General features: G+C 67.3%; 11 protein-coding genes. 7 read left to right on the top strand and 4 right to left on the bottom strand.

Annotated features, from left to right (window positions below):
* Positions 1–166: 166 nt before the first annotated feature.
* The gene (locus tag ACQKLX_RS25915; RefSeq protein ID WP_427364438.1) at positions 167–1,237 is read right to left on the bottom strand and encodes an alpha/beta hydrolase; all 1,071 of its coding nucleotides are present in this window, start codon (positions 1,235–1,237) and stop codon (positions 167–169) included.
* A 161-nt stretch (positions 1,238–1,398) separates the two neighbouring features.
* Here ACQKLX_RS25915 and meaB point away from each other — a divergent pair, with 161 nt between their 5' ends.
* Both meaB and ACQKLX_RS25905 read left to right on the top strand, forming a co-directional pair.
* A complete protein-coding gene (gene meaB, locus ACQKLX_RS25910; RefSeq protein WP_427364437.1) occupies positions 1,399–2,373 on the top strand; it encodes a methylmalonyl Co-A mutase-associated GTPase MeaB in 975 nt (324 codons plus the stop codon).
* A gap of 65 nt (positions 2,374–2,438) precedes the next feature.
* Positions 2,439–3,815, top strand: a complete 1,377-nt coding sequence (locus tag ACQKLX_RS25905; RefSeq protein ID WP_427364436.1) for a TIGR03808 family TAT-translocated repetitive protein — start codon at positions 2,439–2,441, stop codon at positions 3,813–3,815.
* Here the strand turns inward: ACQKLX_RS25905 and ACQKLX_RS25900 are convergent.
* Both ACQKLX_RS25900 and ACQKLX_RS25895 read right to left on the bottom strand, forming a co-directional pair.
* Positions 3,808–5,451: a SulP family inorganic anion transporter gene (locus ACQKLX_RS25900; protein WP_427364435.1), complete on the bottom strand. Its 1,644-nt coding sequence runs from the start codon at positions 5,449–5,451 to the stop codon at positions 3,808–3,810. The two genes, ACQKLX_RS25905 and ACQKLX_RS25900, sit on opposite strands and share 8 nt — an antisense overlap.
* A gap of 87 nt (positions 5,452–5,538) precedes the next feature.
* Positions 5,539–6,552 carry an asparaginase gene (locus ACQKLX_RS25895; protein WP_427364434.1) on the bottom strand — a complete coding sequence of 338 codons (1,014 nt, stop codon included), beginning with the start codon at positions 6,550–6,552 and terminating at the stop codon, positions 5,539–5,541.
* A gap of 157 nt (positions 6,553–6,709) precedes the next feature.
* On the opposite strand from ACQKLX_RS25895, the gene ACQKLX_RS25890 reads away from it, so the two are divergent.
* Together ACQKLX_RS25890 and ACQKLX_RS25885 are read left to right on the top strand one after the other, a co-directional pair.
* Positions 6,710–7,549, top strand: coding sequence for an alpha/beta hydrolase (locus ACQKLX_RS25890; protein ID WP_427364433.1), 840 nt, complete (start codon positions 6,710–6,712; stop codon positions 7,547–7,549).
* A gap of 51 nt (positions 7,550–7,600) precedes the next feature.
* Positions 7,601–7,837 (top strand): Lrp/AsnC ligand binding domain-containing protein, encoded by a 237-nt coding sequence (locus tag ACQKLX_RS25885; protein ID WP_038361355.1) that lies wholly within the window; start codon positions 7,601–7,603, stop codon positions 7,835–7,837.
* Positions 7,838–7,867: 30 nt separating this feature from the next.
* Here ACQKLX_RS25885 and ACQKLX_RS25880 read toward each other — a convergent pair whose 3' ends face one another.
* On the bottom strand, positions 7,868–8,800 hold the full coding sequence (locus tag ACQKLX_RS25880; protein ID WP_427364432.1) for a LysR substrate-binding domain-containing protein: 933 nt from the start codon (positions 8,798–8,800) through the stop codon (positions 7,868–7,870).
* Positions 8,801–9,004: 204 nt separating this feature from the next.
* On the opposite strand from ACQKLX_RS25880, the gene ACQKLX_RS25875 reads away from it, so the two are divergent.
* The 3 genes from ACQKLX_RS25875 to ACQKLX_RS25865 all read left to right on the top strand — a co-directional run bounded on the left by ACQKLX_RS25875 (position 9,005) and on the right by ACQKLX_RS25865 (position 12,656).
* A complete protein-coding gene (locus tag ACQKLX_RS25875; RefSeq protein WP_427364431.1) occupies positions 9,005–10,606 on the top strand; it encodes an ABC transporter substrate-binding protein in 1,602 nt (533 codons plus the stop codon).
* 146 nt (positions 10,607–10,752) lie between these two features.
* Positions 10,753–11,730 (top strand): ABC transporter permease, encoded by a 978-nt coding sequence (locus ACQKLX_RS25870; RefSeq protein ID WP_427364430.1) that lies wholly within the window; start codon positions 10,753–10,755, stop codon positions 11,728–11,730.
* Positions 11,727–12,656, top strand: a complete 930-nt coding sequence (locus tag ACQKLX_RS25865; protein ID WP_427364429.1) for an ABC transporter permease — start codon at positions 11,727–11,729, stop codon at positions 12,654–12,656. The genes ACQKLX_RS25870 and ACQKLX_RS25865 overlap by 4 nt, the downstream gene beginning before the upstream one ends.
* Position 12,657: the final 1 nt, after the last annotated feature.

The following is a 12,657-nucleotide window of genomic DNA, read 5'->3' as shown; positions in this document are numbered from 1 at the left end:
GCTCTGCGCGCAACCGGCCAGCCCCAGCCCGAAGAGGGCAACGAAGGAGCGGCGTGAAACGGCGTGTCGCGAAGGCGAGGTCACTGGCGAAATCCAGGAATTGGGGGACGCGGACCTTCTGGCCGCAGAACCTTAAGGCCAGACCAACGCGGCCAGAATTAGGCAGCTATTTGTCACGCGCTGCGAAAGAGGGCGAGGCCTTCGAGTCAAGGCCGAGCATGCCGCCGCCCGTTCCGCCATCCAGACCGTCGGCGCTGAGCCGCTTTCCGATCATCTGGACGATGCGCGGCGTCGTCGCGAACTTGCCGTGGTTGTAGTCGTCGCCGCTGCGATCCTTCGACAAGTCGATGATCGTCGCCCCCGACCGGCGCAGATCGGCGACGAGGTCGGTATCCTTCTCCGAGATCGCGCCCAGCCGCGCCTTGTCGCCGGCAATGCGCCGCGAGAAGTCGAGCGCCTTGTCATCCGACGAGACGAAGACGGTGACCGGCCGCTTGATCGCTGCAAGCTGGGTCTTGAACACGTCGAGATCGATGTCGGGCGCCGCCAGCATGACGTTGCGCAGCTTGCCGCCGAAGCTGCCATCGCCGCGGATCGCCGCTTGCCGCAGGGTCTCGACCGTGAGCAGCGTCCCCATCGAATGCGCGAGGATGTCGAAGCGGTTGGCGCCGAGATCGCTCGAGATCGCCCGCAGACCGATCTCGAGCGCATCGCGCGAGAAATCGGCACTGTCGCGATCATAGGGATAGGCGAGGACTTGCGCGCGCGACGGCCAGGTGAACAGCACGGGCACGCCCTTGAAGCCGGAATCGGTGACGATCTGGGCGAAGCGGAAGGCGGCATCGGCGAAATTGGTGTTGAAGCCATGGACGAAGACGAGCACCTCCCGGTCCGCTTGCGGCCGCCGCGCGATCTCCGCCCGCACCTGCTTCAGGATCTCCGGCTCGGTCAGGCGCTCGACGCCGCCGACAGTGAAATGGCTGGCCGGATCGCCGGCGCTCGTGACGCTGCCCGGGAGTTCGAGCTGGCCGACCTGGTGGCTGCGCGGCACGCTGATATCGAGCCGCGCGAACCCAACCGACGCGCTGCGCTCGCCGCTGAAATATTCGGGTTGCTTGGTCGTGGCTCGTGAGGTCGCAACGAAGATGCGGACCGCGCCGGCGGTATCCTCAGGCCTCGCCGCAGAAACTACCAATACGCGCGGCGGGCCGCCGCAGGCGGCGAGCGCGAGCGGCAACAGCAAAGCCAGAACAAAAGACCGCAAACCGGACACGAGACACGCTCTCCGCACCGGCGCGACTCGTCTCACCCTCCCTGCTGCTTGGCAAGAGCGGGGATGACACTTCCGCCTCCGAAAGCCTCGCTTCCGCTGCGCCCGCTCTCTTGCTACCAGCGGGTATGGTCGACCTCACAGCGCTCGGCGATGCGATTCTCAAGGGCGAGCGCGCGGCGCTGGCGCGGGCTATCACGCTCGCGGAAAGCCGGCGCGCCGACCATCGCGAGCAGGCGCAGGCCCTGCTCTCCCGCCTGTTGCCGCATACCGGCAAGGCTTTTCGCGTCGGCATCACCGGCGTGCCGGGGGTCGGCAAGTCGACGACGATCGACGCGCTCGGCAGCTATCTGACGAGCCAGGGCCACAAGGTCGCGGTGCTCGCGGTCGATCCGTCTTCGACGCGCAGCGGCGGCTCGATCCTCGGCGACAAGACCCGGATGGCCCGGCTCGCCGTCGATCCCAGCGCCTATATCCGCCCCTCGCCCTCCTCCGGCACACTGGGCGGCGTCGCCGCCAAGACGCGCGAGACCATGCTGCTTTGCGAGGCTGCGGGCTTCGACGTCATCCTGGTCGAGACGGTCGGCGTCGGCCAGTCGGAGACGGCGGTCGCCGATCTCACCGATTTCTTCCTGGTGCTGATGCTGCCCAATGCCGGCGACGAGTTGCAAGGCATCAAGAAGGGCATCATCGAGCTCGCCGACATGCTCGCGGTCAACAAGGCCGATGGAGAGGGAGCGACCGCGGCGCGCGCCGCGGCAGCACAATACAAGGCGGCCCTGCACATCCTGGCGCCGACCTCGCCGCTGTGGTCGACGCCGGTGGTGACGATCTCCGGCCTGACCGGAGCCGGCCTCGACGCGCTCTGGGCGAAGGTCGAGGAGCATCGCGCCCGCTTCGAGGCGAAGGGCCTGATCGCCGAGAAGCGCCGGCGGCAGGACGTCAAATGGATCTGGGCGATGGTGCAGGACCGGCTGCAGGCCAAGCTCCGGCACGACCCGGCCCTGAAGGCGCGCACGCCGAAGCTGGAAGCGGCCGTCGCCGCGGGCGAGATGGCCCCGACCGCCGCCGCCGACGAGATCGCCAGGGCGCTCGGGCTGTAGTCTCAGCGCCGGCGCCCTGCCTCCGGCACATCTCTTGAACCGTTGCGACCATGATGGAGGCTTCGATGACGCTTTCGCGCCGCGATTGGCTGCGCACGGCCCTTTTCGGCACGGTCGCGGCCTCCACTGGTCCCGTCCTGGCACAGGCGCCGCGTCCCACCACCCCGACCCCGCTCGGCACACTAGGGTTAGAGGCGACGCATTTCGGCTTGCGGCCCGGCTCGGCCGAGGACCAGTCCCGTATTCTCCAGGCTGCGCTGGTCGAGGCGGTGAAGCGTGATGCGCCGCTCATCGTCGCCCCCGGCCGCTATCGCATCGGCAATGTCGTGCTGCCCGAGAATGCCCGCCTGATCGGTGTCCCGGGCGCGACCCAGTTCATCGCCGCGCAAGCGGGGCCGCTGCTGGTCGCGCGGCGGATCAAGCGGGCTGCGATTTCCGGGATCGTGCTCGACGGCCTCGACATCAAGGCGGGCCAGCGCAGCGGTCTGCTCAATGCCGAGGAGGTGCTCGATCTCGCACTGTCCGATTGCGAGTTCGCCAATGCCGGCTCGGTCGGGCTGACGCTCAACCGGACCGCGGGGCGCATCGAGCGCAACCGCTTCCGCTCGATGCGGGATTCGGCGCTGTTCTCGCTGGATTCGCGCGGGCTCTCGATCGAAGCCAACACGGTCGAGGATTGCGGCAACAACGGCATCCAGCTCTGGCGCAGCCAGGCCGGCGACGAGCAGAGCCTCGTCAGGGGCAACCGGATCAACCGCATCCGCAATGATGGCGGCGGCGACGGGCCGAACGGCAACGGCATCAGTCTCTTCCGTTCCGGCGGCGTCCTGATCGAAGGCAACAGCCTGCGCGACTGCGCGCTGACCTTCATCCGCAACAATTCCGGCTCGGCCGTGCAGATGCTCGGCAATCAGGGCCGGCGCTGCGGCGAGACCGCGCTCTATTCCGAGTTCGCCTTCGAGGGCGCGATCATTGCGGGCAACCTCGTCGAGGATTGCGCCCAAGGCGCCAACATCACCAATCTCGATCATGGCGGGCGGCTCGCGGTCTTCGCCAACAACATCATCCGCAATGCGCAGAAGGGGCTGGCGCCGAAGGGCAAGGAGCTCGTCGGCGGCTCGGGCGTGCATGTCGAGGCGGAAGCAGCAGTAACAGGCAACGTCATCGAGAACGCCAGCGAGGTCGGTATCTCGCTCGGCTGGTCCTGGGCGATGCGCAACCTCGTCGCGACCGGCAACGTCATCAGGCGTACCGGGATCGGCATCTCGGTCTCGCTCGTCGCGAAGGAGCGCAATGCGCTGATCGCCAACAATCTGATCAGCGAGGCGAAGCTCGGCGCGGTGGTCGGCACCGAGTTCGGAAAGGCAGTGACCGGTGATCTGACCAAAGCGGAGGACAAGCGCGCCGCCGGCATCCGGATCGAGGGCAATTCCGTCAGCTGACGGTCGCGGCCTTAGCGGGCGCGAGCGCCCTCACCGCCTCCTCGACGCTATGGAAGACGTGCTCCGCCCCGATCTCGGCAGTCACGCCGAAGTCCCGCAAGGCCTGGAGCGCCCGCACCGACTCGGCCCGGGCAATGGCGAAGGTTCCGCCCTGCTTCCGGCAGGCCGCCGCCACAGCAAGCAAGCCTTGCGCTGCCGTATAATCGATGGCCGGGATGCCGCCGGCGTCCAGCACGAGCAAGGCCGGCTTTCGTTCCGCCAGCAATGTGAGGACGCCAAGTCGGAACGTCTCGGCGTTGGCGAAGAGCAGCGGCGCCGGAAAGGCGATCACCAGCACGCCGTCGACCTGCTCGCCCTGGCGGGCGGGCTCGGGCGGCCACCAGATGGTCGTGCCAGGGATGCGCAACTGCTCGATCGGCTCGCTGCGCGTCGTCATCCAGACCCCGTGCAGCAGCGACAGGCCGATCCCGACGGCGACGCCGGTCTCGACCGGCAGCCAGACGATGGCGACCGCGGTGAGCAGCACAAGCGCGAATTCGGAGCGCGATTGGCCGGCGATCCGCCGGATGACCTCGACCCGGACGATGCGCTGCGCCACGAAGAGCAGCACGCCGGCCAGCGCCGCCACCGGCACCTGCGCCAGCAGCGAGCCGCCCGCGACTGCGAGCGCCAGCACGATCAGCGCCGCCGTCGCCGCCGCGAGCTGCGAGCGTCCGCCGCTCTCGGCGACCACGGCCGTCCGCGGCGGGCTGGCATTGACGGGGAAGGTGCTGGCGAGCCCGGCGAAGAGATTCGCCGCGCCGATCCCGATGAAATCACGATCGATCTTCGGCTCGGCGCCATCGGGATCGCGGAAGGAACGGCTTACGGTGGCCGTCTGCATCATCACCACCAAGGCGATTACGAGCGCGAGCGGGACGAGGCTGCGGATATCGGCCCAGTCGAGCACCGGCGGCGCGAAATTCGGCCCGCCGGAAGGCAAGGCGCCGAGCACCGCGACACCGCGCGTCTCCAGCTTGAAGAAAACAACTGCCGCTGTCGCCCCCACGAGCGCCAGCAATGCCCCGGGCACACGCGGCGCGAAGCGCTCGCACAGGTTCACGATCGCGAATGTCGCGACACCGATCGCCAGCGAGATCGGGTTGACGCCGCCGAGCCCGTGCCAGAGCGCCGCGATCTGGCCGGCGATGTGATGGCCACCACCAGGAATGCCGAGCAGGCCGGGAAGCTGCGACACGGCGATATGGACGGCGATGCCGGCGAGGAAGCCGGTCAGCACCGGCACGGACAAGAGATCGGCGATCCAGCCGAGCCGGAGCAGGCCGGCGACGACGAGCACCAGCCCGACCAGCAGCGCGAGCAGGGTCGCCGAGCCCGCAGGAATCGCCCCGCCCGCCGCCAGCGCCGCGAGGCCGCTGACGAAGATCGGCGTGATCGTCGAATCCGCGCCCGCCGTCAGCAGGCGACTCGCGCCGAACAGGACGAAGCCGAGCGTCGCCGCAACGAAGGCATAGAAGCCGATCTGCGGCTCGAAGCCGCCGAGCCTTGCCGTCGCCATCTGCTCGGGGATGGTGATCGCCGCGAGCGTCAGTCCGGCGAGAAGGTCGCGGCCAAAGGAGCCGGCGCGGCCGGGCACAACGGGGCTTTCATCTGAAAGGGAAGCAGGCGGCATCGCGCGAAACCGAAGGCGGACTCAGACCCTCGCGCCGCACCGTATTCTCCGTCAAGCGCGCGACCGCAACGCCTCCGCCGCGCGGACGCGGCCGACCTCGATACCGTTCCAGTTCTTCATCACCGTCTCGCGGAAGGGCGCGAAGGCCGCCTCGTCGCCGCCCTGCCGCGGCAGGAAGCGCTCGACCAGCGCCGCCATGGCGATCTCGGTGGCGCGGCCGGCGCCGTCATCGCATTTCAGGGCGATGCCATAGCCGAGCTCCGGCAGCGTGCCGCAATAGACGCCCTCGGCTCCGGTCTTGATGAAGGCGCGAGCGCCGAAGACCTCCATGAAACGCGTGTCGAAGCGGCCGGTGCCGGCAACCATGAACGGGTTGGCGGCGACTGCCTCGCGGATGCGCCGCGCCGCCTCCGCGCGCTTCGGACCCAGGCCATTGCCGGTGCCGAAGCGGGCGAAGCCGAGCGCCAGCGCCCTCAGCGGCACCGCATAGGTCGGGATCGAGCAGCCATCGGTGCCGGAGAGCTCGGCCTTGTGCGCAGCGCCGGTCACCTCCTCAAGTGCGGCGCGAACCGCCTGCTGCACCTTGTGGCCCGCCTTCACATAGCCGGCCGGGTCCTCGTCGATGCCGCAAGACAGGCAGACAAAGCCCGCATGCTTGCCGGAGCAATTATTGTTGAGGGCTGTCGGCTCGCGACCAGCCTTGGCGAGCGCCCGCGCCGCCGCCTCGCCCATCGGCCAATGCGCACCGCATTCCAGGCAGCCGGCGTCGCGGCCGGCCTTCCTCAACATGCCGAGCGAGGTCTGCGCATGCAGCTCCTCACCGGAATGAGAGGAGACCGCGAGCGCGATCTCGGCCGGAGTCAGGCCATAGCGATCGGCAGCGCCGCTTTCGAGCAGCGGCAGGGCCTGCAGCGCCTTCACTGCCGAGCGCGGAAAGACCGGGCGCTCGACATCCCCCAGAGAAAGCACGACCGCCCCGTCCGCATCGACGACAATCGCCGTGCCACGATGACGCGATTCGACCGTGCTGCCACGGGTGACTTCGGCGAGAACGGGATTGTCCATCTGGCATCTCCGGCGGAACGGCCACCGCCTTGTCGCGTTTGTCTCTCGACCTGTCAAAGCCCATGGCGCACAGTGCGGCATGGGGCAGGTCAGCGCCTTCGCCCAACCGTAAACGTGAGCAGACGCCTTGCCCCGGTGAGGCGCGGCCCAGGATCAGATGACCGACAGCAGCACGGCCCCCGACTACGAAGTCGAATACAACAACCGCGCCCGTGTGCCGGAGCATCCCGGCATCATCGCCGACTGGGCAAGCGATGCGGCGGCCTATCGCGACGTCGCCGTCAGCGAGCTCGGCATCCGATATGGCGAGGGCCTGCGCCAGACCTACGACCTGTTCAAGCCGGAAGCGGTGAAGAGCCAGGCGATCGTGCTCTTCATCCATGGCGGCTACTGGCAGGCGCTCGATCCGAGTTTCTTTTCCCACATGGCGCGCGGACTGAATCTTCGCGGCGTTCCGGTCGCCGTCGTGGGCTATGACCTGTGCCCGCAGGTCGAGGTCGGGCATATCGTCTGGGAGCTGCAGCAGGCCGCAGCGGCGATCTGGCGGCGCTACAACCTGCCGGTGGTCGCAGCCGGGCACTCGGCCGGGGGCCAGCTTTCCGCCTGCCTGCTGGCGACCGACTGGAGCAATGTCGACGCCAAGCTCCCCGAACACGTCGTTCCGGCCGCCTATGGCATCTCCGGCCTCTACAATCTGAAGCCGCTGACCGAGACCAGCATCAACAAGGCCCTCGGCCTGACGATGGAGGGGGCAGAACTCGAAAGCCCGCTGTTCTGGCCGGCGCCGTCCGGGCTCGTCATGGATGCGGTCGTCGGTGGCGCCGAGAGCGCCGAATACCTCAAGCAGAGCCGAAGACTGACCGATGTCTGGGGCCTGGAAGGCGTGCGCACGCGCTATGAAGAGATCGACGGTGCCAACCATTTCACCGTGCTGGAGACGATCCCCGATCCGGAAAGCGCCATGACACGCCGCATCGCCGAACTCGCAGGCGCTTGACCCGCCCGCAGCAGGCTCTATCCAGAGGCGACAGGATTCCGGAGCCAAGCGATGCAGACCTTCTTCGTCGAGATCAAATGTAAGCTCGGCAAGACCTATGAGGTCGCCAGCGAACTCGCCGACCGCGAGATCGCCTCGGAAATCTATTCGACTGCCGGCAACTACGACATCCTGGCCAAATTCCATGTCGCGGCCGATGTCGATATCGGCCACTTCGTCGCCCAGAAGGTGCAGTCGATCCCCGAGATCGCCGATACCCACACGATCATCACCTTCAAGGCGTTCTGAGCACCAGCGCCGGATCCGATCAGATTGGCTCTATCTGATCGGCATGGTCAGACCGTCTTCCGGCAACATCGCAACGAGCAGATCGGCAAATCGACGCGCTGCGGGCGCGACCGAGCCGGCGGACGGAAACAGCAGCATCGTCCGGTAGGCGATGGCCGGCGCGAAGCGGCGGGCCACCAGCCCCTGCATGCCGCCGAATGTCAGCGGAAACGGGTTCAGCAAAGCCAGACCGACGCGCTGCCGAACCATCTCGGCGACGAAGACGGCTGCCGTGCCCTCCCCGACCAGTCGTAGAGCCACGCCGGCGTCGGCGAAGGCCTGCTCCACCTTGATGCGCTCCGGAAAGCGCCGTGCGAGGGCGATGATCGGCTCTTCGGTGAGGTCCTGAGGCCCGAGAACATCGCGGTCGGCAAGCGGGTGATCCTCCGGCATCAACACATGCGCGACGGCCTCCCGGATAGCCTTGCCGTGGATGCCGATATGAGATGCGGACATGTCCACGAGCCCGAGATCGACGGCGCGGTCGGCGACCTGCGTGATCACGGTCGAGCTGGTATCGATCTCGACATTGGCGACGACATCGGGCTCCTGCCGGCGGAATTCCGCCAGCACCGGCGGCAGGACGAACTGGGCCAGGGTCGGCGGCGTGGCGATGCGCAGCACGCTCGCCTGAACGGACTGTCCGGGCCAGCGGTTCAACCGGTCGAGCGCCGCGAAGATCGGCTGCGCCTCCGCGTCCAGCGCAAAGGCGTCTGCAGTCGGCACGAGCCTGCCGCCCTCGCGCGCGAACAGCGGGCGGCCGACATGCGCCTCGAGCGCCGCGAGCGCCCGCGATACGGCGGGCTGCGAAATCCCGAGCATCTGCGCTGCTGCCACGGTCTTGCGGGTCGCGATCATAGCCTGCAGCACTTCGAGTTCTCGCAAGCTCGGGGGCCGCCGCTCGGCGCTCGCCGTGTTCACCATGATCGCGTCCCGCCCCTATCCACGCTTCGCATCCGCTTATGCAACGAGATTATATCAAAGCGCCCGCTGTATAATTTACAGGTATATGATTTCGTTCTACAAGCCCGGGCGGGCGAGGTCAGGGGCAGACCGGCCAATCCGGCGACTCGCCACGCGCGGCTCAGTTGTGAAAGATGGCGCCATGAAGCCATCGGGAGGTTCGGAATGAAAACGTTCAGCGCCAATGGGCTGAAAGCTCTCAAGCTCGCCATTCTGGCAGCTCCGGTCATGACCATCGCCGGCCTTGCATCGGCCCAGGAGCTCAAGATCGGCCTGTCAGCCGAACTCAGCGCGATGGATCCGCACTATCACAACGTCTCGCCCAACAACATGCTGGCGCGACACATCTACGAGCCACTGGTCGGCCAGGACGAGAAGCAGGCGCTGAAGCCGCTGCTGGCCGAGAGCTGGAAGGCGATCGACGACACCACCTGGGAGTTCAAGCTGCGCCAGGGCGTCAAGTTCCATGACGGCACGCCGTTCACGGCGGACGACGTGATCGCCACCATGCAGCGCGCCCCGAACGTGCCGAAGAGCCCGTCGAGCTTCTCGGCCTATGTCCGCGGCAAGGAGTTCACCAAGGTCGACGACTTCACCGTGCGCGTGAAGACCGCGGCGCCGGCGCCGCTGGTGCCGACCGACCTCTCGACCTTCGGCATCATCCCGGCCAAGTGCAAGGACACCACCACCGAGGACTTCAACCTCGGCAAGTGCACCACCGGCGGAACCGGCGCCTACAAGCAGGCCGAGTACGTCGCCGGCGACCGCGTCGTTCTGACCCCGAACGAGAATTACTGGGGGGGCAAGGAGCCTTGGTCGAAGGTCACCTTCCGGATGATCACCTCGGCACCGACCCGCGTCGCGGCGCTGCTGGCCGGCGATCTCGACGTGATCGAGAACGTGCCGACCTCCGACGTCGCCCGCCTCAAGGGCGACGCCAAGCTCAGCGTCGCCAGCACGGTCTCGAACCGCGTGATCTACTTCCACATGGATCACTTCCGCGAGGTCTCGCCCTTCATCAAGGGCAAGGACGGTTCGGAGATCAAGAACCCGCTGCGCAACCTCAAGGTCCGCCAGGCGCTGTCGATGGCGATCAACCGCCCGGGCATCGTCGATCGCATCATGGAGAAGGAGGCGATCCCCGCCGGCCAGCTCCTGCCCGATGGCTTCTTCGGCACCTCCAAGAAGCTGAAGCCGGTCGCCTATGACCTCAACGGCGCCAAGAAGCTGCTCGCTGAGGCCGGCTATCCCAACGGCTTCAAGATGAAGCTCCACGGGCCAACCAACCGCTACCTCAACGATACCAAGATCATCGAGGCGGTGGCGCAGATGTTCTCGCGTCTCGGCATCGAGACCGAGGTCGAGACGCTGCCGTCGGCGAACTTCTTCACCCGCGCCTCGCAGGGCGGCCAGGGCAACGTGCCGGAGTTCTCCTTCATCCTGGTCGGCTGGGGCGCCGGCACCGGTGAATCCTCGGACTCGCTGAAGGCGCTGCTCGCCACCTTCGATCCGCAGAAGGGCATGGGTGCGACCAATCGCGGCCGCTACTCCAACCCGGCCTTCGACACCAAGCTGGTCGAGGCGCTGAGCACCGTCGACGACGCCAAGCGCGACGCTGCCCTGGCCGAGGCGATGGACATCGGCATGAATGATGTCGGCCTGATCCCGACGCATTTCCAGCTGAACACCTGGGCCTCGCGCAAGGGCGTCAAGGTCCAGGCCCGCACCGACGAATACACGCTCGCGACCGGCATCCGTAAGGACTGACCGGACCTGTCGATCCCGGTCAGGACCGGCTTGAAGCCAGGTCCTGACCGCGCGACACTCTTTCCTTGTAAAAATGCGAAGGCGCCATCCCACCGGCCTTGCCGGGTGGGATGGCGCCCCGCACTTCGATCCGGAAGGCCCGGACCATGCTGGCATTCGTCCTGCGCCGCCTGGCGCAAGCCCTCTTCGTCATCGCGGCGATGCTCGTGATCGTCTTCTTCGGCGTCAACGTCGTCGGCGATCCCATCTACATGCTGATCTCGCCGGAGATGGACCAGCAGCAGATCGCCGAGACGGCGCGCGCGCTCGGGCTCGACCGGCCGATCTGGGAACAGTTCCTGGTCTTCCTGAAGAACGCTGCCCAGGGCGATCTCGGCCGCTCCTTCGTCCATGGCGAATCCGCGATCAAGCTGATCCTGCACCGCATGCCTGCGACGCTGGAGCTCGCCTTCGTCGCGCTGGTCCTGGCGATCGTGATCGGCCTGCCGCTCGGCCTCTATGCCGGTTTGAAGCCGGAGAGCCGGCTGTCCCGCTTCATCATGGCGGTCTCGATCCTCGGCTTCTCGCTGCCGACCTTCTGGGTCGGCCTGATGCTGATCCTGACCTTCGCGGTCAGCCTCGGCTGGCTACCGGCGACGGGGCGCGGACCGACCGTCTCGATCCTCGGCTTAGAGACCTCGCTGCTGTCGCTCCAGGGCTGGAAGCACGTCGCCCTGCCTGCCTTCAACCTGGCGCTGCTCAAGATCTCGCTGGTGATCCGCCTGGCGCGGGCCGGTGCGCGCGAAGCGGCGCTGATGGACTACGTCAAGTTCGCGCGGGCCAAGGGCCTGTCGCAGGGCCGGATCATCGGCGTGCACATCCTCAAGAACATCATGATCCCGATCGTCACCGTGCTCGGGCTGGAGTTCGGTTCGCTCGTCGCCTTCTCGGTGGTGACCGAGACGATCTTCGCCTGGCCGGGCATGGGCCGCCTGCTGCTGGAGGCGATCACAAGGCTCGATCGGCCGGTGATCGTCGCCTATGTCATGGTCGTCGTCGTGCTGTTCGTCACCATCAACCTGCTGGTCGACCTGATCTATTCGGCGCTCGACCCACGCGTGCGCCTGACGGAGGCGACATCATGAGCGAAGCCGCCCTGCCCTCCACGACTGCCGCCCCGCCGGCCGCTCCCGCCAAGGAGGAGACGCCGTTCCGGCGCTTCGTCCGCTCCTTCATCGAGGACCGGCTGGCGCTGTTCGGCCTCGCCCTTTTCATCCTGATCGTCCTGCTCGCGATCGCTGCGCCGCTGATCGCGCCACAGAACCCGTACGATCTCGCCAGCGTCGACGTCATGGATTCACGCCAGCCGCCGGGCTCGGTCTCGGGCGAGGGCTTCACCATGTGGCTCGGCTCGGACGGCGTCGGCCGGGACCTGCTCTCAGGCATCCTCTACGGCCTGCGCATCTCGCTGATGGTCGGCGCCTTCTCGGGCATCCTGGCGGCGAGCATCGGCGCGGCGATCGGCCTGATCGCTGCCTATGCCGGCGGGCGCATCGAGAATGCGATCATGCGCCTTGTCGACCTGCAGCTCTCGCTGCCCTCGGTGCTGGTCGCGCTGATCCTGGTCGCGGGCCTCGGCAAGGGCGTCGACAAGATCATCATCGCGCTGGTGATGGTGCAATGGGCCTATTACGCCCGCACCGTGCGCGGCTCGGCGCTGGTCGAGCGGCGCAAGGAATATGTCGAGGCGGCGCAGTCTCTCGGCCTGTCCCATGCCCGCACCGTCTTCCGGCACATCCTGCCGAACTGCCTCGCCCCCGTCATCGTCATTGTCACCGTGCAAACGGCCCATGCGATCTCGCTGGAAGCGACGCTGTCCTTCCTCGGTGTCGGCCTGCCGCAGACCGAGCCCTCGCTCGGCGTGCTGATCGCCAACGGCTTCCAGTACATGCTCTCGGGCAGCTACTGGATCTCGGTCTTCCCCGGCTTTGCGCTGCTGCTGACGATCGTCTCGATCAACCTGGTCGGCGACCGCCTGCGCGATGTGCTCAACCCGCGGCTGGAGAAGTGAG

This window comes from Allobosea sp. NPDC003192 (genome assembly GCF_050275675.1).
GTDB lineage: Bacteria > Pseudomonadota > Alphaproteobacteria > Rhizobiales > Beijerinckiaceae > Allobosea.
The sequence above is the reverse complement of the archived record's forward strand: the minus strand, read 5'-3'. Positions and strand labels throughout refer to the sequence as shown.

Excerpts from the sequence above, each read along its gene's own strand:
- ACQKLX_RS25880 (WP_427364432.1), bottom strand. The coding sequence starts at position 8,800 with ATGGTGAACACGGCGAGCGCCGAGCGGCGGCCCCCGAGCTTGCGAGAA.
- meaB (WP_427364437.1), top strand. The coding sequence starts at position 1,399 with ATGGTCGACCTCACAGCGCTCGGCGATGCGATTCTCAAGGGCGAGCGC.
- ACQKLX_RS25895 (WP_427364434.1), bottom strand. The coding sequence starts at position 6,552 with ATGGACAATCCCGTTCTCGCCGAAGTCACCCGTGGCAGCACGGTCGAA.
- ACQKLX_RS25890 (WP_427364433.1), top strand. The coding sequence starts at position 6,710 with ATGACCGACAGCAGCACGGCCCCCGACTACGAAGTCGAATACAACAAC.
- ACQKLX_RS25905 (WP_427364436.1), top strand. The coding sequence starts at position 2,439 with ATGACGCTTTCGCGCCGCGATTGGCTGCGCACGGCCCTTTTCGGCACG.
- ACQKLX_RS25870 (WP_427364430.1), top strand. The coding sequence starts at position 10,753 with ATGCTGGCATTCGTCCTGCGCCGCCTGGCGCAAGCCCTCTTCGTCATC.
- ACQKLX_RS25865 (WP_427364429.1), top strand. The coding sequence starts at position 11,727 with ATGAGCGAAGCCGCCCTGCCCTCCACGACTGCCGCCCCGCCGGCCGCT.
- ACQKLX_RS25875 (WP_427364431.1), top strand. The coding sequence starts at position 9,005 with ATGAAAACGTTCAGCGCCAATGGGCTGAAAGCTCTCAAGCTCGCCATT.
- ACQKLX_RS25885 (WP_038361355.1), top strand. The coding sequence starts at position 7,601 with ATGCAGACCTTCTTCGTCGAGATCAAATGTAAGCTCGGCAAGACCTAT.